The organism is Pseudomonas mohnii (assembly GCF_900105115.1).
GTDB lineage: Bacteria > Pseudomonadota > Gammaproteobacteria > Pseudomonadales > Pseudomonadaceae > Aquipseudomonas > Aquipseudomonas mohnii.
Genome location: NZ_FNRV01000001.1, coordinates 492,446 through 514,598, shown reverse-complemented (window position 1 = coordinate 514,598; position 22,153 = coordinate 492,446). Strand labels below are relative to the sequence as shown.

Here is a 22,153-nt window from a genome sequence, read left to right as displayed (position 1 = left end):
AGTGGTTCGACTATCAACCAGATGGTTGAATCGGCTTACAGAAACAGCGCCCCCACCAGTTCGGTGCGGCTGGTCACGCCAGTCTTGCGGAACAGGTTGATCAAGTGGGTCTTGATGGTGGGAAGACCGACATCCAGCTCCTGGGCCAGTTGTTTGTTGCTGGCGCCCTGGCGCAACAACAACGCGATTTGACGCTCTTTGGGGGTCAGTCCTGACAGCGAATCTTCATAGGGCTGCATGTTGGCAACCGCCATTTGCAGCAGCGCCTGCAAAGCACTGAGTTGAGCCAACTGATCTGCGGTGAAAGCACCTTGTGCAGCGGTGCGCAACAAGGAGATAGCGGCCTGAGGCTGGCCGGAGCGATGGGCAAGTATCTCCACTACGTCGACGACACCGTAGCGTTGCAGGAAGTCTCGATAGCGGCGACTGTCACGGGTGGGCTGTCGGGCCATGGCGAAACCAAGAGGCACCACTGCCAGACCGCTTGATTGACAATTGCGCGGTTGCAGCGGATCGAATTGACGATAGTTGTCCAGATAATCGCGATGCATTTCACCGCTCATCTGGTGCAACCGGAAGTCGCGGGCTTGCAGCTGTCGGTCGACACAATAAAACGCGGCCTGGCTGGCAGGAACGATTTGAGTGAAAGCCTGCAGGCAATGGCCAGCGACTTCCTGGGCAGGGATGGCGTTCATGGTCGGTAACTTCGCCAAAAGGCTGCCGGCGCGAGCCGGCAGCGGGTAACGGTCAGGCAACCGCGAAATAATGCTTCACGAAGCTTTCGCTGACAATGTCCCAGAGCACAGGCGTGCCCTTGGTCACGAACCAGCTGTCGCCGGCCTTGTAGCGAGTGCTCTGGCCCGTGGATTCGTCAGTCAAAACCACTTCGCCGGTGACCACGGTGGCTTGTTCTGAAAATGGGTAGACCATACGGAATTTGCCTTGGGTGGTGCCGAAATACGCACTGCTGACTGGATCGGTCGGTGCGCCAAACGTCATTTTTCCAAAGGCTTTGACTTCGCCTTCGAGGATTTCGGAGCCGAGGTCGGCGACAGTGCCCCAGGCGTCGAGCTCCGACAGTTGGATGTCTTTCTTGAGAGTGGTAACGGGCATGGCAGTTCTCCTGTGAATGAAAGGGTGGGGATCAACGGCGACCGTTGAAGTAGCCCGAGAGTTGGTGAAGGCTTTTGCCGGCCGTCAGCAGCAGCGGGCGGATGTGATCTTTGCCAATGATTTGCGCATGTTTGACCGAGCTGATCAGGTCGTAGCGGGAAGACCCTTCACTCATGCCCTCTGCCAATACCTTGCAAATGATGTGGCTGGGCGTCACCCCGAAGCCGGCGTAACCCTGCACAAAAAAGGCGTTGGGACGACCGCTGAGCGTGCCGATTTGAGGGAAGAGATTGGCCCCGGTCGCCATCGGACCACCCCATGCCAGGTCGATTTTCACGTCCTTCAGGTACGGGAAAATTTTCAGCATCAGGTTGCGGTTCCACGCCTTCAAGTCCTGCGGGATGTGCTCGACAAAGGGCGTCGCGGCACCGAACAGCAGACGGTTTTCATTGGTGACACGGTAATAGTCGATCACCGGCCGAATATCGCTGTAGGCGCCGCGTATTGGACTGATGCGGTTAATCATTTCGTGCGATAGCGGTTCGGTCATCAACTGGAAGGCGTAGGTGTTCAACGTGGTCTTGTGCAGTTCCGGTTCCAGTTTGTTGAGGAAACTGTCACAGGCCCACAGTAACTTGGAGGCTTTCACCGAGCCCCGGCCCGTGCGTACGGTGATGCGTTCGCCATAACTGACTTCCAGGGCCGGGCTGTGTTCGTAGATGCGCACACCGTGCCCGACCAGCGCCTTGGCTTCACCCAACAACAGATTCAGTGAGTGAACATGCCCGCCGCCCATGTGCAGCAGCGCGCTGGTGTAAGCATCGGAGCCAATGATCTGTTTGACCTCGGACCCTGCCATAAAACGGATTTCGTCCTTGGTATTGATCGACTTGAAGTCTTTCTCCCAGGCGCGCAGGGTCTTTTCCTGGCGGGCGTTGAAGCCCATGTAGCCATAGCCGTTGCAGAAGTCAGCATCGATTGAGTATTTGGCGATTCGATCCTTGATGATTCCGGCGCCCAGCTCACTGATCTCAAAGATCTCGCGCAGCCCTTGCTCGCCCACGTGCTTCTTGATTTTCTCGAGATCGTGGCCGATGCCCGCCATGATTTGTCCGCCGTTGCGGCCAGTACCACCAAACCCCAGGTAACGCGCTTCCAGCACCACGATATTGGTGATGCCTTTTTCAGCCAGTTCCAGCGCCGTGTTGATGCCGGAGAAACCGCCACCGATCACGACGACATCCGCCTCCACGTCCTGCTCAAGGGTCGGAAAGCTGAGGTTGTATTTTTTGGTTGCCGAGTAGTAGGTTGGCGTTTCGATATTGATCATGGCGCAGCCTGGAATAGTGAAGGAAAACTCAACTGCAGGGCCTACAAGAAGCTCTGTACCTGTTGGGTGGTATTAAGTGCCTTCCGACCGGTAGGTGTCTTGATCCTGTGTGCCGTGGGTTTTGACCGTGGCTGCCAGAATTGGAGAGGCTCGCTGTCCGCGCGAGTGTCCGATCAAGCGCAACGGGATTTCACGACGCTTCGTAATGATCAGGAACGCGCAATGCTGAGCGGAGGATGATAGAGTTTAGTTAATTTATTAACTAACGATGAGTTCGAACGTATTCCGATGTCCAGGCCGCGCCAATCTTTGACCCTCACATTGCTCCAGGCTCGCGAAGCCGCAATGGGTTTTTTTCGTCCCTCTTTGAATCAGCACGGGTTGACCGAGCAGCAATGGCGGGTCATTCGTATCCTCAGTCAGCACGAGGAGCTGGAAATCAATCGCCTGGCGGAGCTGGCATGCATCCTCAAGCCGAGCATGACCGGCGTGCTGGTGCGCATGGAGGCCGCAGGCATGGTCGAACGGCGTAAGGCGGAGCAGGATCAACGACGAGTGCTGGTGCGGCTGGCGGAAAAGGGGCGGGCCTGCTTCAGCTCGATGAGTCAGTGTATGGAAGCGAATTATCAGCGGCTGCAGGCTGCTTTTGGCGAGGAGAAGTTGCAGACGTTATTGACGTTGCTCAACGAGTTGAAAGCGCTCAAGCGCTAGCGGGAAACGATGGCTGTCATCGGCTTCGATCCATTGGCCATTGACGTAAGCCTGTGCGCGCAGCAGTTTCAAATCGTTGAGTCTCGTCGGCTATCTCGAAGGAATCAGTACACGCCGCCGGAGCTGGTAGGTGCCGGAGCATCTTTGAAGGTGGCGGCGAGGGTTTGCAGGCCGCGCATCAATACGGTGGTGTCGACGCCGACAGCCACGAACGCCGCGCCCAATTCGATGTAACGCCTGGCCAGTTTCTGATCGGCGCTGAGAATGCCGGCCGCTTTGCCGGCTTTCTGGATGCGGGCGATGGCGTCCTCGATCGCGGCCTGAACGTCGGGATGGCCCGGATTGCCGCGAAAACCCATGGAGGCGCTCAAGTCCGCCGGGCCGATGAAGACCCCGTCGACACCCTCTACCGCCGCAATCGCGTCCAGATTGGCCAGGCCCTCTTGATTCTCTATCTGAACCAGCAGACACATTTGCTCATCGGCCTTGTCGAGGTAGCCGGGGATACTGTTCCAGCGCGATGCGCGGGCCAATGCACTGCCTACGCCGCGAACGCCGCTGGGTGGGTAGTGGATGGCTCGGACCAGTTCCCGTGCCTGTTCCGCGCTTTCGACCATGGGCACCAGCAACGTTTGCACGCCAATATCGAGTACTTGCTTGATCAATGCTGTATCGCCAATGACCGGGCGAATGACCGGATGGCTGGGGTAGGGCGCCACGGCCTGGAGCTGGCCGAGCATACCGCGCAGGTCGTTGGGCGCATGTTCGCCATCGATCAACAGCCAATCGAAACCGGCGTTGGCCGCCAGTTCTGCGCAGTACGGGTCGGCGAGCCCGAGCCAAAGACCGATCTGCGCTTCACCGCTTTGCAGGCGTAGCTTGAAGGTGTTAACAGGCATATCCATCGTGCGGGTCTCCGGTCAAACGAAACGACAGGCAATAGAGCCCAACATGTCGTAATCAACATGGAAGGTATCGCCAGGGTTTGCGGCCACAGGACGGGTGAAGGAGCCGCCCAGGATGATTTGTCCGGGTTGCAGAGTGACGTCGTAAGCTGCCAGTTTGTTGGCGAGCCAGGCCACACCCTTCGCCGGGTGATTGAGCACCGCGGCGGAGACACCGGATTCTTCGATTACGCCATTGCGGTAGAGCACGGCTGGCACTTTGCGCAAGTCGATCTCCGTCGGACGCACCGCGCGACCGCCCATGACCACGCCGGCGTTGGCGGCGTTGTCGGAGATGGTGTCGAACACTTGGCGAGTTGCCTTGGTTTGCGGGTCAACCTGCTGGATGCGCGCGTCGATGATTTCCAGCGCCGGGATCACCCATTCGGTGGCGTCCAACACATCAAAGACCGTCACGTTCGGGCCTTTCAGGGGTTTGCCCAGAATGAACGCCAGCTCGACTTCTACCCGCGGCACGATAAAACGTTCAAACGGAATGTCGGTGCCTTCGTCAAAGAACATGTCATCGAGAAGAGCGCCGTAATCCGGCTCGGTGATGTTGGACGACACCTGCATGGCCCGCGAGGTCAGGCCGATTTTGTGCCCGACCAGTTTTCTGCCGTCCTTGATTTTCTGCGCGACCCAAGCACGTTGAATGGCGTATGCGTCTTCGATGGTGATGGCCGGATGATCCAGGGAAAACTGACGGACCTGCTCGCGTGAACGCTCGGCGTGGTCGAGGCGGGCGGCGGCTTGCTGAATGAGTTGTTGGTCAAGCATGACATTGATCTCTTACTGAGGGTTGACGATGGCGGCCTGGGTGCGCAGCACCAGAAAACCACCGAGTGCGATGAGAAGTGCCAGGACGTAAAGGGCCAGGCTGGCACTCTGGGTTGTGTCGCGCATCCAGCCGATCAGATAGGGCGCGAAAAACGACGCGATGCTTCCGAAGGAACTGATCAGGGCAATGCCGGCGGCTTGGGTGTTGTTGGAAAGAAAGGCGGGCGGGAACTGCCAGAACATCGGCAACGCCGCGCTGGCCCCCATGCCGGCGAGGATCAAACCACTGAGCACCCACGTCGGGTTGGTGGGTGAGAGTCCGGCGACAGCGATACCGACAGCAGACATCAGCAAGGGAACGCAGAGGTGCCAACGTCGTTCACGCAGACGATCGGACGAACGCCCACAGCCGATCATAAAAAAACAACCGGCCAGATAAGGCACGGCACTGAGCAGACCGACCTTGCCGTCGCTGCCGATCCCTGCTCCGTGAATCAGCGTAGGCATCCAGAAGGCGAGGGTGTTGACCGCCAGCATCACCGCGAAATACACCGCCACCAGCAGCCACACCTGCGGGTTAGTGAGAATGGCCGATAGCGAGGTGATCGATTTGCGGTGTTCTTCTTTGTTCAGTTGCTCGCGCAGTTGTTGCTTCTGCTGCAGGGTCAGCCACTTGACCGTCTCGAAGCTGTCCGGCAAGCACTTGAGCACCACCAGCCCGAGCAGGATGACGGGCGTACCCTCGATGACGAACATCCATTGCCAGCCGCGCAGGCCGCCAAAATCATGAAAGTGTTCGAGGATGCCACCCGAGAGCGGACCACCGATGACACCGGCCATCGGCACCGCGATTGCAAACAGTGCGGTTATTTGCGCTCGGCGGCCGGCCGGATACCAGCGGTTGAGAAACACCAGTATGCCCGGGAAAAAACCGGCCTCGGCCACCCCCAGCAAGAAGCGAAGGACATAGAACCCCATAGCACTATCGATCAAAAACATGCAGGTCGACAACGCCCCCCAGACGACCATCAGCGTGGCTATCCAGCGTCTCGGGCCAACACGGTCCAGGGCCATGTTGCTGGGTACGCCAAACAGCGCGTAGGCGATGAAGAACAGACCGGCGCCAAGGCCATAGACCGTGTCGCTGAAATTCAAGTCGGCGCTCATCTGCATCTTCGCGAAGCCAATGTTGATGCGGTCGAGGTGAGCGAAGAGGTAGCAGATCAACAACAACGGCATCAGCCGCCAGGTGATGGTGCTGTGGGTTCGGTCGCGTGCGAGGGTGTTGAGGGTGTCGGCGGTATTGGCTGTGCTCATGGTTTTATACTTTTTGTCTGAGGGGCCGATGGAACGAACGGGCAGGCCGGGTTAGCGGGCTTGAGCTTTGAGGAAGGCGTGGACGTTGTTTTCCTTGAAGTTGAGTTGCTCGTGCAGTTCGATCATTTCGAATGACAAGGCCAGCAGGCGCTGAGCCTGAAGGTCGGCGAAGTGCCGGGTAATAACGTCGAAGAGTGTTTGCGCGACTTTCTGGCGCGTGGCCAGATCACGGCCATGACCGACCTTCAAGGTCATGTGGACGAAGGCGTAGTCATGCTTGCCGTCGGCCATGCGCCAGGTGTCCAGGCGCACGCCCCGGCTACGGATTCCACCCAGGGGGAACACGCCACTGTTACCCAGTGTTTCGTGGACTTTTTCGAACAGCCCGGGCAAGTCGGCTTGCTGTTCAATGTTGTCGGTGTACTCAGCAATGAAGTGGGGCATGAACGGCTCCTTCAGGCCGCGCGGGAGGGCCGCGCGGCCGCACAGTCAAACAGGGAAAATGGCGTTGAGCTGACCGGTGCCTGAACTACCGAAGGGTTCGGTAATGATTTCGGCGGGCTTGTCGTAATTCGGTCCGCCGAGCAAGCCGAGGAGCATGGCGGTGTCATGCATCTTGCCTTCGCCGAAACAGTGCTCGGCGTAGTCCGGGAGCATGGCGCAGAACTCTTTCCAGCGACCCTGGCGCCAGAGATTCACGACGTGCAGGTCGACTTGTTTGTCGAACTCACGGGTCCAGTTATGAATGTTGGCTTCGGCATCGCGATCATCGGAAAAGCGGTGCGACAGCGATCCGGACGCCAGCACGAGGACCTTGCGGTCACTCTTCTCGATGGCACGGCGTACGGCGGCGCCGAAGGTGAAGCTGTCTTGCAGGCGATGCCAGGCGCACCAGGCGGCAATCGAAACGACATTGAATTTCTGGTCTTGCGGTACTCCCATGTGCATATAGCGCATCGGCACCAGGGTTCCGTATTCCAGCTCAAGGCTGGGAATGTTGTGAGCCAGGGTGCGCACGTCGGCGGCGTTGGCCTCGGCGGCGATCAACTCGCCCAATTCAGGACAGCCCGGGTACTCGTACTCCATGTTTTTAATGAAGTGCGGTAATTCGTTGCTGGTGTAGATGCCTTTGAAATGCTCGCCACAGTTAACGTGGTAAGCGCTGTTGACCAGCCAGTGCACATCGAACACCACGGCAGTATCGGCACCCAGCTCACGGGCGCGACGACCGATTTCCTTATGCCCGGCAATGGCCGCTTCACGGCAGCCATGGTGTTTGCCGGGAAGCTCCGACAAGTACATCGAGGGGACGTGGCAGATTTTCGCGGCCAGGACGACTTCGCCCATGATGATTCTCCTGAAATTGTTGTTATGCGTTTAAATCCGGCATTAAGCGAAGCCGCGACAGGCCGATGCGCGACCCTCGCGGACTTCAGCAATCGATAGGCCGGTTACAGTCCCCACCGGGGAATGTGATGGCTGCCCATCGAGATGCAGATGTTCTTGATCTCGGCGAACACTTCAAAGCTGTACTGGCCGCCTTCACGGCCCGTGCCGGAGCCTTTCACACCACCGAACGGCTGGCGCAGATCGCGCACGTTCTGGCTGTTGATGAACACCATGCCCGCTTCGATGCCATAGGCCAGGCGGTGCGCCTTGCCGATGTCCTGGGTCCAGATGTAGGACGCCAGGCCATACTCTGTGTCGTTGGCCAGTTGCAGGGCTTCGGCTTCATCCTTGAACGGGATCAGGCACACCACCGGGCCAAAGATCTCTTCCTGGGCAATGCGCATCTTGTTGTTGACGTCGGCGAACACAGTCGGCTGGATAAACTGGCCTTTGCTCAGGTGCGCAGGCAGATTCGCCGGACGCTCAAGGCCGCCAGCGAGGAGGGTGGCACCTTCTTCGATACCGATCTTGATGTAGCCGGTGACCTTGTCGTAGTGGGCTTGGGTGATCATCGAGCCGACCTGGGTTTTCGGGTCTTGGGGGTCGCCGACGATCAAGCGTTTGGCGCGAGCGGCAAACTCGGCCACGAACTGCTGGTAAACGCTTTCCTGGATAAAAATCCGGCTGCCGGCGGTGCAACGTTCGCCGTTGAGCGAGAAGATGGTGAACAGCGCCGCGTCCAGGGCTCGCTCAAGGTCCGCATCTTCGAATATCAGCACCGGCGACTTGCCGCCCAGCTCCATGGAGTACTTTTTCAGGCCTGCGGTCTGCATGATTTTCTTGCCGGTGGCGGTGCCGCCGGTGAAGGAAATTGCGCGAACGTCCGGGTGCCGCACCAGGGCATCTCCTGCCGTCGCGCCATAGCCCTGAATAACGTTCAGTACACCCTTGGGAATGCCCGCTTCGACGGCCAGGCGACCCAGTTCGTTTGCGGTCAGCGGCGACAGCTCGGACATTTTCAGAACGGCGGTATTGCCCAGCGCCAGGCACGGCGCGGTCTTCCAGGTGGCCGTCATGAACGGGACGTTCCAGGGCGATACCAGGCCGCAAACACCTACCGGTTGATAGAGGGTGTAGTTGAGCATCTGGTCATCGACCGGGTAGCTGTGCCCGTCCATGCGCGTGCAGACTTCGGCAAAAAAGTCGAAGTTATGCGAAGCGCGTGGAATCAATACATTTTTGGTCTGGTGAATTGGCAGGCCGGTATCGAGGGTTTCCAGTTCGGCCAGGTGCGGCACATTTTGCTCGATCAGTTCGCCAAGCTTACGCATCAGCCGGGCACGTTCCTTGGCTGGCGTGTTAGCCCACTTTGGAAACGCTTCCTTGGCTGCGGCCACCGCCTGAGCCACTTCATCGGCACCGCCGCTGGCGACCTCACCAATCGCTTCACCGGTGGCCGGGTTGTAATTGACGAACACATCTTTGCTTTCGACCTCGCGGCCGTTGATCCAGTGTTTGATCATGGGGCTCAAGCCTCTTTCTGCGCGGAGAAGAATTCCGCTTCGCTGACAATCCGATTGACCAGGCGACCGACACCTTCAACTTCCACGATGACTTCATCGCCCGGCACCACATCGGCCAGACCTTCAGGCGTGCCCGTGGCGATCATGTCGCCCGGCTGCAGGGTCATGAAGCTGGACAGGTATTCGATCAGGTAGGGGATGTCGAAAATCATGTCCCTGGTGCTGCCTTCCTGACGCAGTTCACCGTTGATCCAGGTGCGCAGCTTCAGGTTGCCCGGGTCCGGCACGTCGGCTACATCGACGATCCAAGGACCGACGGGGGTCGTGGCGTCGCGATTCTTCACCCGCAAGTTGGGCCGGTAGTAATTTTCCAGGTAGTCGCGGATCGCGTAGTCGTTGCACACGGTGTACCCGGCCAGGTACTCCAGGGCATTTTCACGCTTGACGTTGCGTGCCGGCTTGCCGATGACGGCAACGAGCTCACACTCGTAGTGCATGTACGCGACGTTGTCGGGGCGCCATGTCACCTGGTTGTGGCCGGTGTAAGTCCCCGGGGATTTGATGAATGCCAGCGGTTCGGTCGGCGGCTTGAATGCGAGTTCTGCGGCGTGGTCGGCATAGTTCAAACCCAGGGCAAACATGCTACCGGTCGCCGGTGGCAGCCATTGCACCTGATCTTCGGCCAGCAGGCGACCGTCAGCCAGGCGTACGGCGTTATTGTCTTCGACATGGGCGAGGTGGACTTCGCCTTCAAAGTGTATGCGGGCGTGTTTCATGGAGGCTCCTGTTACTCGGCCACGATGTGGTTGGCGAGGCGGCCCAGGCCGCTGATTTCGACTTCGACGGTGTCGCCCGGCTGCACATCGACGCGATCTTCCGGGGTTCCGGTGATCAGCACATCGCCTTCGTGCAGGGTCATGAACTCGCTGATTTCGGCGATCAGCAAAGGAATGTTGCGGACAAAGTTGGCCGTGGTGTTTTGCTGGCGAATCACGCCATTGACGTACAGCTTGATGGCCAGACTGTGTGGGTCGGCGAGTTGTGTGGTCGGGACCAGTTCGGGGCCGATGGCACAGAAACCATCACGGCATTTTGCTTTGACAGCCGGGCGGTAGTAGCTGTCTTCCGGCAGGCTGAATTCATTGACGATGGTGTAGCCGGCCACGTAATCGAGTGCCTCGTCTGGACGGACCCGGCTGGCTGTCTTGCCGATCACAACCCCTAATGCCGGCCCAGGCTGCAGACGCTCGCCATTTCCCGGATGCACGACATCGGCACCGTGCTGATTGCGCGTGTTGGGCGTCTTGATGAACAGCACCGGTTTGATTGGCGGCTTCTGATAAGGCGGCTGTTCGAATTCGGCGAGGCGCTGTTTCAGCAGTCCCTGATAGTTCAACGCGACACCGAAAAGGGTGCCGGTCGCGACGTCATGCAAGGCACGGCTCATGCTTTTCTCCTGGCAGAGCCATGAGGGCTCTGTGATTTCGTTAATGTGTTAACAGTTATAATTAATATGTTAACTATCGTCAAGCGTGGCAGACTGTCCGCACAGTGGTTGTGGGACCGATTTGGGTGCAGGATGAAAGCGACTGCGATGCGTGAATCAAGAAAAATGAGTAGTGTGCGATGACCGACCGTCAACCGATCCCGAACATCAACATTGGCCAGGTATACGATCAGCGTTATAGCGACGCTGAAGTCCATTACGACAAATTGGGTAACCTGGCGGGTTTCTTCGGCCGTAACATGCCGGTTCACCGGCATGACCGGTTCTTCCAGATTCACTACGTGAAAAGCGGAACAGTGCGGGTGTATCTGGATGATCAGCAATACGTTGAGTCCGGGCCGATGTTCTTCCTGACCCCCCCACCGTCCCACATTCCTTTGTGACCGAGCCCGACAGCGACGGGCACGTGCTGACGGTGCGTCAGCAATTGGTATGGCAACTGATCGATGCCGATTCCAGCCTGGCGCCGGCCGGAGCGAAATTGCCGGCGGCGTGTGTCGCGCTGGCTCATTTGGGGCCGGAAGATGCCGGTGATGTCCGCCGCCTGGAATATCTGTTCGAGGAACTGAGCGAGGAGGTGATCGCTGAGCGTTCCGGGCGTAGCGCCGCCCTGGACAGTTTGACGCGATTGATCATGGTCAGCCTGTTGCGGCTGTGCTCCAACTCGTTGAAAGCCACGCCTGCCAGGCACGAGGATCTGAAAATATTCCATCGTTTCAATGAGCTGATCGAAGTCCACTATCAGCAGCACTGGCCATTGTCGCGTTACGCTGAAGGCATCGGGGTGACAGAAGCACGACTCAACGATGTATGCCGACGGATCGCCGACCTGCCTTCCAAGCGTTTGATCATGGAGCGGTTGATGCAGGAGGCCAAACGATTGCTGTTGTTCACGGGCAGCTCTGCGAACGAAATCTGCTACCAGCTCGGGTTCAAGGATCCGGCCTATTTCAGTCGTTTTTTCCAGCGCTATGCAAAGCTCACTCCGGGGGAGTACCGCCAGCGTCAATCGGGTTTGCGTTAAGCAGGGCATAGGTATTTTTGCGTCGGTCTTGTTGATCTTGTCCGGATCATCATGGCCACCGCCGCTGTTTGACAGAATGGCTTTTACGGGGAACGGATTGTACTTTTCACAGACGCTGCCGCTGGGCGAGGTCCACTGGGGGCACGTTGTGAAAACGCTATCAAGCGAATAAACGAGTGTTGGTCCGCAGCTTGCCCCCGTTGGCTGGCGACACTAAGCTGCCGACTCGTCCATTCAAGTAGTTTCGTCATGGCCAACCCCAGACCTTCTTTGACATTGACCTTATTGCAAGCGCGCGAAGCCGCAATGGCCTTCTTCCGGCCTGCACTCAACAAACATGACCTGACTGAACAACAGTGGCGGATCATTCGGATACTGCGCCAGCAGGGCGAACTTGAAAGCCACCAACTTGCCGATCAGGCCTGCATTCTGAAACCGAGCATGACGGGTGTTTTGAGTCGCCTGGAACGTGATGGCCTGGTGCGTCGACACAAGTCCAGCCAGGATCAGCGTCGGGTGCTTGTGGCGCTCACCGAGCGCGGCCAGCAATGCTTTGTCTCCATGAGCGAAGGCATGGAAAGCAACTACCTCAAGATTGAGGAGCAGTTTGGTGCGGAAAAAATGGAGCAGCTAGTGGCGTTGCTCAATGACCTGAAAAATATCAAGCCTTGACGGCGGACTGATCACGCGAAGGGGTGATAATAAATTAACATGTGAACATTATTTGCCGCTGACGGAATCTCTGTCGTGAATGACTTCCAAGCACCTGCGTCGTCTCGTTGGCCGTACTCCATTCGGGCGCTGCGCCATCGCAACTTTCGCCTTTACTTCATTGGCCATGCGATTTCCACGCTGGGCACCTGGGTACAGATGGTGGCGCTGTCCTGGCTTGTCTACCGTCTTACAGGCTCCGCAGCCCTTCTGGGTATCACGACCTGCGCCAGTTTGTTGCCGCAGTTGCTGGTCGGCCCGATCGCCGGTGCATGGATTGATCGACATGATAAACGTCGACTGCTGTTGTTCACTCAGACGCTACTGGGTATCCAGGCACTGCTATTGGCACTGCTGACCTACAGCGGCCATATTGGCGCCAACCTGATTGTCATCATGTCATTGGCACTGGGTGTGCTGAACGCCGTGGACACGCCGCTGCGCCAATCGCTGCTGAGCCGGTTTGTCGACAAGGTCGAAGACCTGCCGAATGCCCTGGCGTTGAATGCCACCCTATTCACTTGTTCTCGTTTTGTCGGTCCGCCGCTGGCCGGGTTACTGATCGGTATGGTCGACGAGGCGGGTTGTTTTGCATTGAATGCACTGTCTTACGCTGCACTCATCTTCGGCCTGCTGGCCGTTCGCATGAGCGCAGGCGTGCGTGCCAACGGCACCATGGGCAACATCTTTCGCGAAGGCCTGGCCTATGCCCTTCAAACACCGTCGGTGCGCGGCCTGATCCTGGGCGTATTGGTCGTAAACGTTAGCGCTTCCAGCTACGCCGTATTATTGCCGGTGTTCGCTCGCGATATCTTTTCCGGTGATGCCAGAACGCTGGGCTGGCTTTGGGGGGCCGCGGGATTTGGCTCACTGCTTTCGACGCTGCTGCTCGCCGGTCGCCAATCCGCCGAGCAACTGCAGCGTTTGATTATCCTCACAGCCGCATTCAGCGCTATCGCCTTGTTGGTGTTTGCGGCCAGCACCCACCTGGCGTTGTCGTTGGTTGCAATGGCCGTATTGGGTTTCGGCGTAACGATCAACAATGTCGGCACCAACATCCTGCTGCAAGGCCAGGCGCCGGAAGTGTTGCGTGGTCGGGTGGTGTCGATCTACACCTCGACACGCTTTGGCTTCGACGCGATTGGAGGCCTGATCGCCGGCCAGTTGGCCGCAAGGTTTGGTGGCCCCTGGGCAATGCAAATAGCCGGGACCTTCCTGTTGATTTACTGTGCGTGGCAATTGATTTCGCAGCGCATAACCGCTCGGCAGAGCGCTCAGGCAAATGACAGGGCGACACGCTGATCGGATAGACATAAACCTCAACGTATGCCCAAGAGACAAGGCCACAGCATGAACGAACTTGTACGACAGCAATCCACCATCACCCTGAGACTGGCCATGCAGGCGCTGCAATCGGCTTTGGACAGGGCCGAAGAAGAGCAAGTACGCATCAGCATCGTGGTCGTCGATGCTGGCGGGCAACCGATTCACAGCGCGCATATGGACATGGCGCCCAGGCAATCGCGGGATATCGCGCTGAACAAAGCGCTAACTGCCGCAGGGTTTGGCATTTCCACCAAGGCTTGGCAGGAGCGTCTGGAAAAATGCTCGGAAGGCGTCCGTCAGGGGTTACCGCTGCAGCGCAACATGGCGATGTTCGGTGGGGGAGAGCCCTTTTTGCATGATGGACAGGTGATTGGTGCCATTGGTGTTTCCGGCGCCTCCGAAACCATCGATGAGTGTTGTGCCCGCGCCGCCGTTGAACAGGTCCGAGCGCTGCTGATTTCATCCTGAAGTCAGCCTGGAAGCTGCTCGTGCTCTACGTGATGCAGTGCGAGATGGCCGATTAATTCAGCCGTGGGTGACTTCCTCTGTGCTGAAGCTGTTTTGCCGGGGCTCGAACGAACCGCTGTCGTCGTTGCGCTTGAGGCCCAGTGGCAGCAGAAATAACGGCAGCAGGTTGGCAACGATCAAGGTTGCAAAAAACGGCAGGCGCGAGGGCAGTGTGAACAGCGGGTAGAGCAGCACCGGGCCGAGAAACATCGACAGATAAAGTGCCTGTTCCGCGATGCCGCCGGCCCCCATCACATCGCCATTACGGGTCATCTTCGGGATACTGGTAAACACCCAGGCCACCACGAAACTGGTGAAAAAGCCCTGTATCACTTTTGCCCCAATCGCCCACTCGGCGCTTACACCCGGAATGAACACCAGGACTTCCAGGCCGACACCGATCAACGCGCTGGTCACCACACTTAACGGGCCAATCAAGCGCAGGTTGAGAATGAAGCCTGCGAACAGTCCAGCCACCACACTCGAGAGAATTCCGACAGTGGAAATCACCCCGATCGTCGCAGGTGCCACATTCAACACGTTAATCAGGTAGGTCGGCGTAATGGTAATCAGCCCCAGCGCCACGGTCAGCGGTGCGCCGACCGCGAGCGCCAGACGCAGCACCGACGGGTCGGCATAGATCCGGAACACCTGTGACAGCGGTTTGCGCTCCACGCGGTTGGCGAGGTTGATCGATGGCAGTAGCGGGGTGGCCAGCAACAGCAGTAACAGCACTACCGCATGTCCGCTGAACGCTATGCGCCATTCTTCATGAGCACCGCCGATATAGGGCGACACCGCGAAAATCGCGATGGCACCACCCAGTGGTGAAGCCACCGACCAGAACGCCAGGGCACTGGTGCGTCGTTTGCCCGCCGTGGTGTGGATCAACAGGGCCAACGCACTCAGCACCACGCAGATGTAGCCGGCGCCTTCGATCACTCGAAGAGTCAGCAATACGAAGAAGTTTTCGCTGCGGCTGGCGGCGTAGCTGGAGAGCGCCGCGACCAGTAACCCCGAGATAATCGAGCGCCGCTCGCCCACCCGCGCCACGGCCCAGTTGACAATGGGCGAGGCCAGGGCGGCGACGATGGCCACCGCCGAGACCACCCAACTGGCGTGAGAGGGACTGACCGAATAGGCCTTGGCAATGTCGGCGATCAACAGAATGGTTTTGCCATGGCACGCCGCAATGATCACGGCGAATGCGAGGGTGAGAATAATCGAGGGCCAGCTACCTGCACGCATAGGAAAATCCTTGATGGTTGGGATGGGGGCCAGGCTCAGCGCCGGGCAATGTTAATGACTTGAAGGTCGCTGAAGGCGTCATAGCCGCGTAGGCCGCCTTCGTAGCCCAGGCCGCTCCATTTGTAGCCGCCCTTCGGTGCGCCGGGGTGCACGTCCAGATGTTGGTTGACCCATGCCAGACCGGCGTCGAGGCGTCGCGCAATGGCTTCGCCCCGGGCAACGTCCCGGGTCCAGACCGAGGCGCCGAGGCCGAAGGGGCTGGCATTGGCCTGGCGGATCGCATCCTCGACATCGTCGAAGGCAATCACCGGCAGCACCGGGCCAAACTGCTCTTCATCGACGAGCGCGACACCGGCGGCTATGCCGCTGACGATGGTCGGAGCGAAGAAGTAGCCGGGGCCATCAGGCTGTGTGCCGCCGGTATGAACCACAGCACCGTGGGCGCGGGCGTCGGCCACCAGAGCCTTGACCCGTTCCAGTTGCTGGCGATTGGTCAGCGGACCCAATTCGGTGTCGGGGTCCAGGCCGCTGCCCAGGCGGGTTTTTTCGGCGCGTGCCACCAGCGCGGCAACCAGCGGTTCGAACAGGCTCTGGTGCACGTACAACCGCTTGATCGCAAAGCACACCTGGCCGCTGTTCCAGAACGCGCCCCAGAACAGCGACTCGGCGATAGCAGGGATATCGGCGTCTGCCAGCACCAGTGCCGCGTCATTTCCGCCCAGCTCCAGGGTCAGGCGCTTCAGATCGTCGGCGGCGCCTGCATACAGGTTCTTGCCCGTGGCAACACTGCCGGTGAAGGTGATATGCCGAACCTGCGGATGACGGCTCAACCGCTCACCGATTGCGCCGTCACCGGCCACAATGTTCAGTACGCCGGCCGGGAATACATCCTTCAACAAATGCCCCAGCAACAATGTGGATAACGGCGTGTGCTCCGACGGTTTGGCCACCAGGGTGTTGCCGGCGTGCAGCGCCGGAGCGAGTTTGAGCACGAGCAGGATGATCGGCACGTTCCAGGGGGTGATGGCTGCGACGACACCCAAGGGGCGTCGTTCAATACGCACCAGGCGCTGTTCATCATCGCGCAGTACTTCGGCGGGTGGTGTCTCAAAGCTGGCGTAGTGATCGAACGTAGCCGCTGCGCCAGCCACTTCGCCAAGGGTGAAGCGCACGGGCCGTCCTTGCTCGAGGCTGATCAGTTCAGCGATCTGTTGACTGTTTTCCCGCAGTATTGCCGCGGCCAGGGCCAGTGCATGGCGTCGCGCCTGCGGGTCGGCAGCCCAGGCGGCAAACGCACGTTGCGCCGCTTCAACTGCTGCATCGACCTGAGCTTCGCTGGCACGCGCGGCGTAGCCGACGACCTGTTCGGTGGCAGGATCGAGCACCTCATCCAGGTGTTCAGCGGTTTGCAATTGCCCATCGATCAACAAGGCATAGTGGGTCATGGTAAAGGTCCTCAAGCGTCGGCAAGAATGGCGTCGGCGATTTTCTCGGCGATCATCAGGGTCGGCAGGTTGGTGTTGGCGGCTGGAATGCTCGGCATCACCGAAGCGTCGGCCACCCGCAAGCCCTGTACGCCATACACTTTGCCGGCGTGATCGACCACGGCCAGCGGGTCATCGGATCGACCGATACGGCAGGTGCCACTGGCATGCCAGACACCACCGACGTGGGTGCGCAGGTAGCGCTCAAGCGCCACGTCGTTGGCCAGGAGTTCGGAAAGCAGCGGTCCATCGGTCGAGGCCTGGGCGAAACGGCTCAAGCGCGGCGGCCCACTGAATGCGGCTACCGCCGGGTCGGCGAACACACGGGCAAGTACACGCAACCCTTCGCGCAATCGATCCAGATCGCGCCGGTCCGACAGCAGGTTGAACTCCACCGCCGGGTAATCCATCGGGTCGACGCTGCGTAACCGCAGGTGGCCCGTGGAACTCGGTTTATTCACCCATAGCACCGCACTCGCGGTACCGAGCGCGGCATTGGGCGCGATGCCCAGGTATAAATCCGCCGGCACGCCGGGGGCGACACCGGACGAAACACGTGCGGCGAGCAAGTGGGCGGCACCGGGCTCGTCGCTCGGTGCGAGCGGGTCGTGCAGGGTAGCGGTGAGTCCGATCGAACTGTGGTCCCACAGGTTGCGCCCAACGCCTGAACGGTCGGCGACGACCGCAATGCCCAGATCGCGCAGTTGGTCCGCCGGGCCGATACCGGCGCGCAACAGAAACGCCGGTGATTGCAGCGCCCCGGCGGTCAGGATTACCTCGTTGCCCGATACCTCCAGCCGCTTGCCGTCGCGCAGGACTTGCACCCCGGTCACCCGGTTGCCGCTCAGGATCAGTTGTCGCGCCGGGGTGTCGGTCCACAGGGTCAGGTTGCTGCGGGCACGCACTTGGGGGGTGAGGTAAGCACGAGCGCTCGACACCCGTTGGTCATGTTCGATGGCTACGGTCGGGGCGAAGTAACCGTCCTCGAACCGCCCGTTCTGATCGACGATATTGTTCAGGCCCAGGGCCTGCAAGGCTTGCGCGGAGGCGCGGGTGAAACTGCCCCAGTATCGTGAGTCGACGCGGGCAATCGGCAGCGGACCCTCATGGCCGTGTTGCTCCGGGTCGCTCAGGCCGAAGTCGAGGTCGCGCTCCAGCTTGCGAAAATACGGCAGCACCCCTTGCCAGTTCCAGCCATCGGCGCCTTGTTGCGCCCACTCGTCGTAGTCGCGAGGCAAGCCTCGGTTGGCGACCATCATGTTGACGCTCGAGCCGCCGCCGAGAATGCGCCCCTGTTCATACACCTGGGCTTCTCGCGGGATGTCCGGGTGTTCGCTGGCGCGCAAAATGGTCAGGTCCGGCCAGAAATACCGCTCGCCCGCCAGACGCGGGCGCCAGGGTTGCAGGCCGTCGAGGATTTCCGCCGGGGTGTTGCTGTCGGGTGTGTCGGCGCCGGCCTCGATCAATAACACGCGCCGGTCGGTGCGTGCGGACAGCCGGTTGGCAATGACACTGCCGGCGCTGCCGCCTCCGACGATGATGTAGTCGTAATGTTCAATGCACATGCCTGCTCCTCGGGACGGTCAGACCGTCCCTTGCAAAATCGAAAGGGCGGTTCAGAAACCGACAGTCAGCGAGGCGACCAACGAGCGTGGCTGCCCTTTGTAGTACTGCGGCGCACCGTAGAAGTCGGGGTTGGTCGGGTCGGCGTTGATGGTTCCGGACTTGACGCCGGAGAGGTATTGCTTGTCGAAAATGTTGTTGGCGTTAAGGCTGATGGTGGTTTCCTTGAGCCCGCTGACCAAGTCCTTGAAGCGATACCCCAGGTTCAGGTCGAAGATTGTGTAACCGCCGATTTTCTGGGTGTTCGCCAGGTCGCCGTAGTAGCTGCCGGTGTAACGCCCGAGGAAGTTGGCGTAGAACGCTTGGTTGTCATAGCCGATGCCCGCGCTGACCAGGCGATGGGGGGCGTCGAAGAGTTGATTGCCCTGGGTGTCGGCGGTGAGACCGGCGGCGCTGTAATCCGAGTCCTGGGTCGAGCTGAGCCAGGTGAATGAGCCGAAGTAGTTGAAGTTGGCCGGCAGCTTGCCGTTCACCGCCAGTTCCAGGCCCTTGGTGGTGACGTTGCCGGCGTTGAAGTACTCGGTCACGCCGGTCACCGGTGAATAGGCGGCCTGGCGGTCCTTGAACTTGTCGTAGAACACCGCGGCGCTGACCAGCGTCGTGTCAGTGCTGTAGCGCCAGCCGATCTCCTGGTTCCAGGTCAGCTCGGGTTTCTGCTTTGCGCCGCCGTTGATTCGGCCGTAAACCGATGCGATGGCCGGTACGCGCATATTCGAGGTGGTGTTGTAGTAGAGCTGGTTTTGCTGATCGAGCTGGTAGCTGAGACTCAGGCTGGGCAGGAAACGGTTGTAGTCTTCGGTGTTGTCGTAGCCGCTAAGGCGGTCCGCACCCTTGAGCTCGGTGTGTTGCCAGGCCAGGCCAGTGGTCAGGGCGAGCGCGCTGTTGATGTTCCAGGTGTCCTGAACCCAGAGTTTCTGCGTGGTGATCTGATTTGCCTGGTTGGTGTTGTAGACGATATTGCCGCGGCTATCGCGGATCGAGTCGCTGCCATCGATGCTGGCCGGTTTGCCGTTGCTTTTGATCGGCGTGAACACGAACTGATTGCGCGCGTGGGTGTAGTCGGCCCAGAGCCCAAGTTGCAGGACGTTGTTCTCGGCAAGGGTCAAATCCAGGCTATTGCTCGAACCGATACGGTATTGGGTCGGGAACAGTTGCAGCGATGCCGGCACCACCGGGTCCAATGCATCGCCGTCAAGGTTGACGTCAGTGCCCAGCTTGCGTTCGTTTACCGCCGCCGTGGCGATGGACGCCGTGCCTTCGGTGACGCGTACGTAGTACGGATTGATCTTCAACTGGGCGCCGTCGGACAGATTGAACAGGCCGTTGAGGCCATAGGTCTGGATTTTGAAGTCGGCCCGTGAGTTTTCCGCGCTGCTACCGGGCACGGTGATGTCGGCCACGCCATCGGTGCCACCCTCGGTGGGGTAGACATTGCGCGGGTAGCCGTGGTCGTAATCGTTGGCCCGGTACTGCGCCAGGGTCGGCGACAGATAGGTGTTGGTGCGCATCAGGAAGCTGGAGAACAGCGCATTGATCTGGTTGCCATCGCCCCATTTGTATTGCAGGTTGCCTTCGTAGCGATTGGACGACAGCTCACCGTCCGAGTCGTCCCACAGATCGCCAGTGGTGCGCGATGCCGACAGCCACGCTGACAGGCCCTCGTACTCGCCGGTATTGACCCGCACGAATGAGCGATAGAGGTTGTTGCTGCCGATGTTTTGCTTGTACAGAACGCCGCTTTCCTTGGTCGGGGCGACTGATTTGATCTCGACGCTGCCGCCGCTGGCGGTCAGGGTCGGTGCGTTGATCGAAGCGGAGCCGTACAACACCGACACCGATTCATAGTTCTCCGGGTCACCGAGGAAGTCCGCGTGGGGTGTCAAGAACTGCGGGTCGTTCAGCGGAATGCCATCGCGGGTAAAGCCCAACTGATCTTGCGAGAACCCGCGAATGTTCAGCGAACCTTCGGTGATGCCGCTGGAATCGCCGCCGCTTGAGTGCACCCCCGGCAGGTACTTCAGTGCGCCCGTGACGGCGCTGTCCAGGCCGACAAATTTCTCCAGTTGGGCCTTGCTCAACGTGGCTCTGGATTCAGGTGCCTTCTCTTTTTTCGCATCGCCGACAAAGGTCTCGGCGGTCTCGCTCTGCCCCTGCACGACAACGGTGTCGAGCACTGAGTCCTGGGTTTGCGCAGTGGCATAACCCGATATCAGCAAAGTGCCGGACACCGAAATGGCCAGGCTTGTGTGTTTGAATCCACTCAGATATTGCATACGTCTAGTTCCACGGTTTGAAAACGATGGGAACCGCGTTGCAAGCGATATGCCATTAAATTAAATGCATAAAAAACAATAAGTTATATGTATTTTTTCGGCGAATGCTGCTGGGCGTTCAGCAGGTGTGCGGGAAGGGTGCTGCTGGCGCAGCAGGCAAAAAAAGGGCCGTCTCCATGCAGAGGACGGCCCGCAAAAACCAGAGGAGTTTTATCGCGCAGTAATCACTGACAGCTTGGTGATGCCGGCGCGTTCGATCGATGCCATCGCCCGCGCCACTTCGCCATAGTTCACCCCGTCATCGGCCTGCAATTGCACCCGCACGTCGGGGTCCTTGGCCTTGGCCGCCTGCAGGTTGAGTTCCAGCAAGTCCGGCTGGATCTCGTCCTTGTTGATGAACAGCTTGCCGGCCGCATCAATGCTCACCACCAACGGGTCCTTTTGCTCGACCGGTGCCACGGCTTCGGTCTTGGGCAGATTGATCGGAATGGCGTTGGTCAGCAGGGGGGCGGTGACAATGAACACCACCAGCAGTACCAGCATCACGTCCACCAGCGGTGTCACGTTGATCTCGCTCAGCACCTCGTCGCTGTCTTGCGTGGAGAAGGCCATCTCAGGAAGCCTCCTGCACTTTGTGCGCGTTGCCCGGGACCGCCACCTTGCGGGTGACCGGATTCACCTGGACACGGAATGCGCTCTTCTGCGCGAGGCTGTAGAAATCATGGGCGAAATCGTCGAGGTCGGCAGCGGTCAGCTTCAGTCGCCGCAGGAAGTAGTTGTAGACCAGCACCGCGGGCACGGCGACTGCAATCCCCACGCCAGTGGCGACCAGGGCGGCCCCGATGGGGCCGGCGACGGTTTCCAGGCTGGCGGAACCGGCCGCGCTGATGCCTTTCAAGGCTTCCATGATGCCCCACACAGTGCCGAACAAACCAATGAACGGCGACGTACTGCCAATACTCGCGACCACCGCCAGCCCGGTTTCCAGCGACCGGCGTTCCCTTACGATCTGTTGGCGCAAGGCGCGTTCGAGGCGGTCCTGATGATTGATCGCCTGACTCAGGTCAGCCGCATGCGGTGTTTCACCGACCTGGATCGCGGCATAACCGGCCTGTGCCACGCGTGCCGCGGCACCGGGTTGGGTGTCGGCCAATGCCGCAGCCGAGCCCAGGCTCGGCGCGGCCCAGAACTGTTTGTGGAACCTGCGATCCTGCGCTTTCAGGCGACCGAATTGCACGCCCTTGAGCAGGGCCAGGCCCCAGGTGGCGACGGAAAATACCACCAGCAGCCAGATGACCGCGCTTTCGATGGATTCAAGTGGAGAGGCCAGTAACGTCATGATG

21 protein-coding genes and 1 pseudogene are annotated in these 22,153 nt (G+C 59.5%); 5 read left to right on the top strand and 17 right to left on the bottom strand.

The genetic code is table 11. The annotated features are described in order from the left end of the window. Positions 1-35: 35 nt before the first annotated feature. From BLV61_RS02260 to BLV61_RS02250, 3 genes are read right to left on the bottom strand one after another with little or no spacing between them, the layout of a single operon-like run. Positions 36-695 (bottom strand): helix-turn-helix transcriptional regulator, encoded by a 660-nt coding sequence (locus tag BLV61_RS02260; RefSeq protein ID WP_047538738.1) that lies wholly within the window; start codon positions 693-695, stop codon positions 36-38. 52 nt (positions 696-747) lie between these two features. Next, the gene (locus BLV61_RS02255) at positions 748-1,113 is read right to left on the bottom strand and encodes a cupin domain-containing protein (protein ID WP_047529659.1); all 366 of its coding nucleotides are present in this window, start codon (positions 1,111-1,113) and stop codon (positions 748-750) included. Between the two features lie 31 nt (positions 1,114-1,144). Further along, the gene (locus tag BLV61_RS02250; protein WP_090462227.1) at positions 1,145-2,443 is read right to left on the bottom strand and encodes an NAD(P)/FAD-dependent oxidoreductase; all 1,299 of its coding nucleotides are present in this window, start codon (positions 2,441-2,443) and stop codon (positions 1,145-1,147) included. Positions 2,444-2,731: 288 nt separating this feature from the next. Here BLV61_RS02250 and hpaR (BLV61_RS02245) point away from each other — a divergent pair, with 288 nt between their 5' ends. Further along, a complete protein-coding gene (gene hpaR, locus BLV61_RS02245) occupies positions 2,732-3,154 on the top strand; it encodes a homoprotocatechuate degradation operon regulator HpaR (RefSeq protein WP_090462225.1) in 423 nt (140 codons plus the stop codon). A 104-nt stretch (positions 3,155-3,258) separates the two neighbouring features. On the opposite strand, the gene hpaI is transcribed toward hpaR (BLV61_RS02245), so the two are convergent. From hpaI to BLV61_RS02205, 8 genes are all read right to left on the bottom strand, one after another. Next, positions 3,259-4,059, bottom strand: coding sequence for a 4-hydroxy-2-oxoheptanedioate aldolase (gene hpaI, locus BLV61_RS02240; RefSeq protein WP_047529654.1), 801 nt, complete (start codon positions 4,057-4,059; stop codon positions 3,259-3,261). A 15-nt stretch (positions 4,060-4,074) separates the two neighbouring features. Continuing rightward, positions 4,075-4,878: a 2-oxo-hept-4-ene-1,7-dioate hydratase gene (gene hpaH, locus BLV61_RS02235; protein WP_090462223.1), complete on the bottom strand. Its 804-nt coding sequence runs from the start codon at positions 4,876-4,878 to the stop codon at positions 4,075-4,077. A gap of 12 nt (positions 4,879-4,890) precedes the next feature. Continuing rightward, the gene (locus tag BLV61_RS02230) at positions 4,891-6,195 is read right to left on the bottom strand and encodes an MFS transporter (protein ID WP_090462221.1); all 1,305 of its coding nucleotides are present in this window, start codon (positions 6,193-6,195) and stop codon (positions 4,891-4,893) included. 51 nt (positions 6,196-6,246) lie between these two features. Then, complete coding sequence (locus BLV61_RS02225; protein WP_047529648.1) at positions 6,247-6,639, bottom strand: tautomerase family protein; 393 nt, start codon at positions 6,637-6,639, stop codon at positions 6,247-6,249. A gap of 45 nt (positions 6,640-6,684) precedes the next feature. Beyond that, a complete protein-coding gene (hpaD, locus tag BLV61_RS02220; protein WP_047529646.1) occupies positions 6,685-7,542 on the bottom strand; it encodes a 3,4-dihydroxyphenylacetate 2,3-dioxygenase in 858 nt (285 codons plus the stop codon). Positions 7,543-7,646: 104 nt separating this feature from the next. Continuing rightward, positions 7,647-9,107, bottom strand: coding sequence for a 5-carboxymethyl-2-hydroxymuconate semialdehyde dehydrogenase (gene hpaE / locus BLV61_RS02215; RefSeq protein ID WP_090462219.1), 1,461 nt, complete (start codon positions 9,105-9,107; stop codon positions 7,647-7,649). A 5-nt stretch (positions 9,108-9,112) separates the two neighbouring features. Continuing rightward, on the bottom strand, positions 9,113-9,883 hold the full coding sequence (locus BLV61_RS02210) for a fumarylacetoacetate hydrolase family protein (protein ID WP_090462216.1): 771 nt from the start codon (positions 9,881-9,883) through the stop codon (positions 9,113-9,115). 11 nt (positions 9,884-9,894) lie between these two features. Beyond that, positions 9,895-10,554: a fumarylacetoacetate hydrolase family protein gene (locus tag BLV61_RS02205; protein ID WP_090462214.1), complete on the bottom strand. Its 660-nt coding sequence runs from the start codon at positions 10,552-10,554 to the stop codon at positions 9,895-9,897. A 179-nt stretch (positions 10,555-10,733) separates the two neighbouring features. Here BLV61_RS02205 and hpaA point away from each other — a divergent pair. The 4 genes and pseudogenes from hpaA (at position 10,734) to BLV61_RS02185 (ending at position 14,143) form a co-directional block, all read left to right on the top strand. Then, a pseudogene (hpaA, locus tag BLV61_RS02200) lies at positions 10,734-11,638 on the top strand (4-hydroxyphenylacetate catabolism regulatory protein HpaA). Between the two features lie 249 nt (positions 11,639-11,887). Next, positions 11,888-12,310: a homoprotocatechuate degradation operon regulator HpaR gene (gene hpaR, locus BLV61_RS02195; protein WP_047529638.1), complete on the top strand. Its 423-nt coding sequence runs from the start codon at positions 11,888-11,890 to the stop codon at positions 12,308-12,310. Positions 12,311-12,385: 75 nt separating this feature from the next. Next, positions 12,386-13,651 carry an MFS transporter gene (locus tag BLV61_RS02190; protein WP_208604196.1) on the top strand — a complete coding sequence of 422 codons (1,266 nt, stop codon included), beginning with the start codon at positions 12,386-12,388 and terminating at the stop codon, positions 13,649-13,651. Positions 13,652-13,675: 24 nt separating this feature from the next. Beyond that, on the top strand, positions 13,676-14,143 hold the full coding sequence (locus BLV61_RS02185; protein WP_341865073.1) for a GlcG/HbpS family heme-binding protein: 468 nt from the start codon (positions 13,676-13,678) through the stop codon (positions 14,141-14,143). A gap of 57 nt (positions 14,144-14,200) precedes the next feature. On the opposite strand, the gene BLV61_RS02180 is transcribed toward BLV61_RS02185, so the two are convergent. From BLV61_RS02180 to BLV61_RS02155, 6 genes are all read right to left on the bottom strand, one after another. Next, positions 14,201-15,430, bottom strand: coding sequence for an MFS transporter (locus tag BLV61_RS02180; protein WP_090462212.1), 1,230 nt, complete (start codon positions 15,428-15,430; stop codon positions 14,201-14,203). A 35-nt stretch (positions 15,431-15,465) separates the two neighbouring features. Continuing rightward, the gene (locus tag BLV61_RS02175; protein WP_090462210.1) at positions 15,466-16,875 is read right to left on the bottom strand and encodes an aldehyde dehydrogenase family protein; all 1,410 of its coding nucleotides are present in this window, start codon (positions 16,873-16,875) and stop codon (positions 15,466-15,468) included. Positions 16,876-16,886: 11 nt separating this feature from the next. Next, on the bottom strand, positions 16,887-18,479 hold the full coding sequence (locus BLV61_RS02170) for a GMC family oxidoreductase (protein ID WP_090462207.1): 1,593 nt from the start codon (positions 18,477-18,479) through the stop codon (positions 16,887-16,889). A gap of 51 nt (positions 18,480-18,530) precedes the next feature. Continuing rightward, positions 18,531-20,810, bottom strand: a complete 2,280-nt coding sequence (locus BLV61_RS02165; protein WP_090462206.1) for a TonB-dependent receptor family protein — start codon at positions 20,808-20,810, stop codon at positions 18,531-18,533. Between the two features lie 210 nt (positions 20,811-21,020). Next, positions 21,021-21,422, bottom strand: a complete 402-nt coding sequence (locus BLV61_RS02160; RefSeq protein ID WP_047529628.1) for an ExbD/TolR family protein — start codon at positions 21,420-21,422, stop codon at positions 21,021-21,023. Between the two features lies 1 nt (position 21,423). Next, the gene (locus BLV61_RS02155) at positions 21,424-22,149 is read right to left on the bottom strand and encodes a MotA/TolQ/ExbB proton channel family protein (RefSeq protein ID WP_090462205.1); all 726 of its coding nucleotides are present in this window, start codon (positions 22,147-22,149) and stop codon (positions 21,424-21,426) included. Positions 22,150-22,153 lie beyond the last annotated feature (4 nt).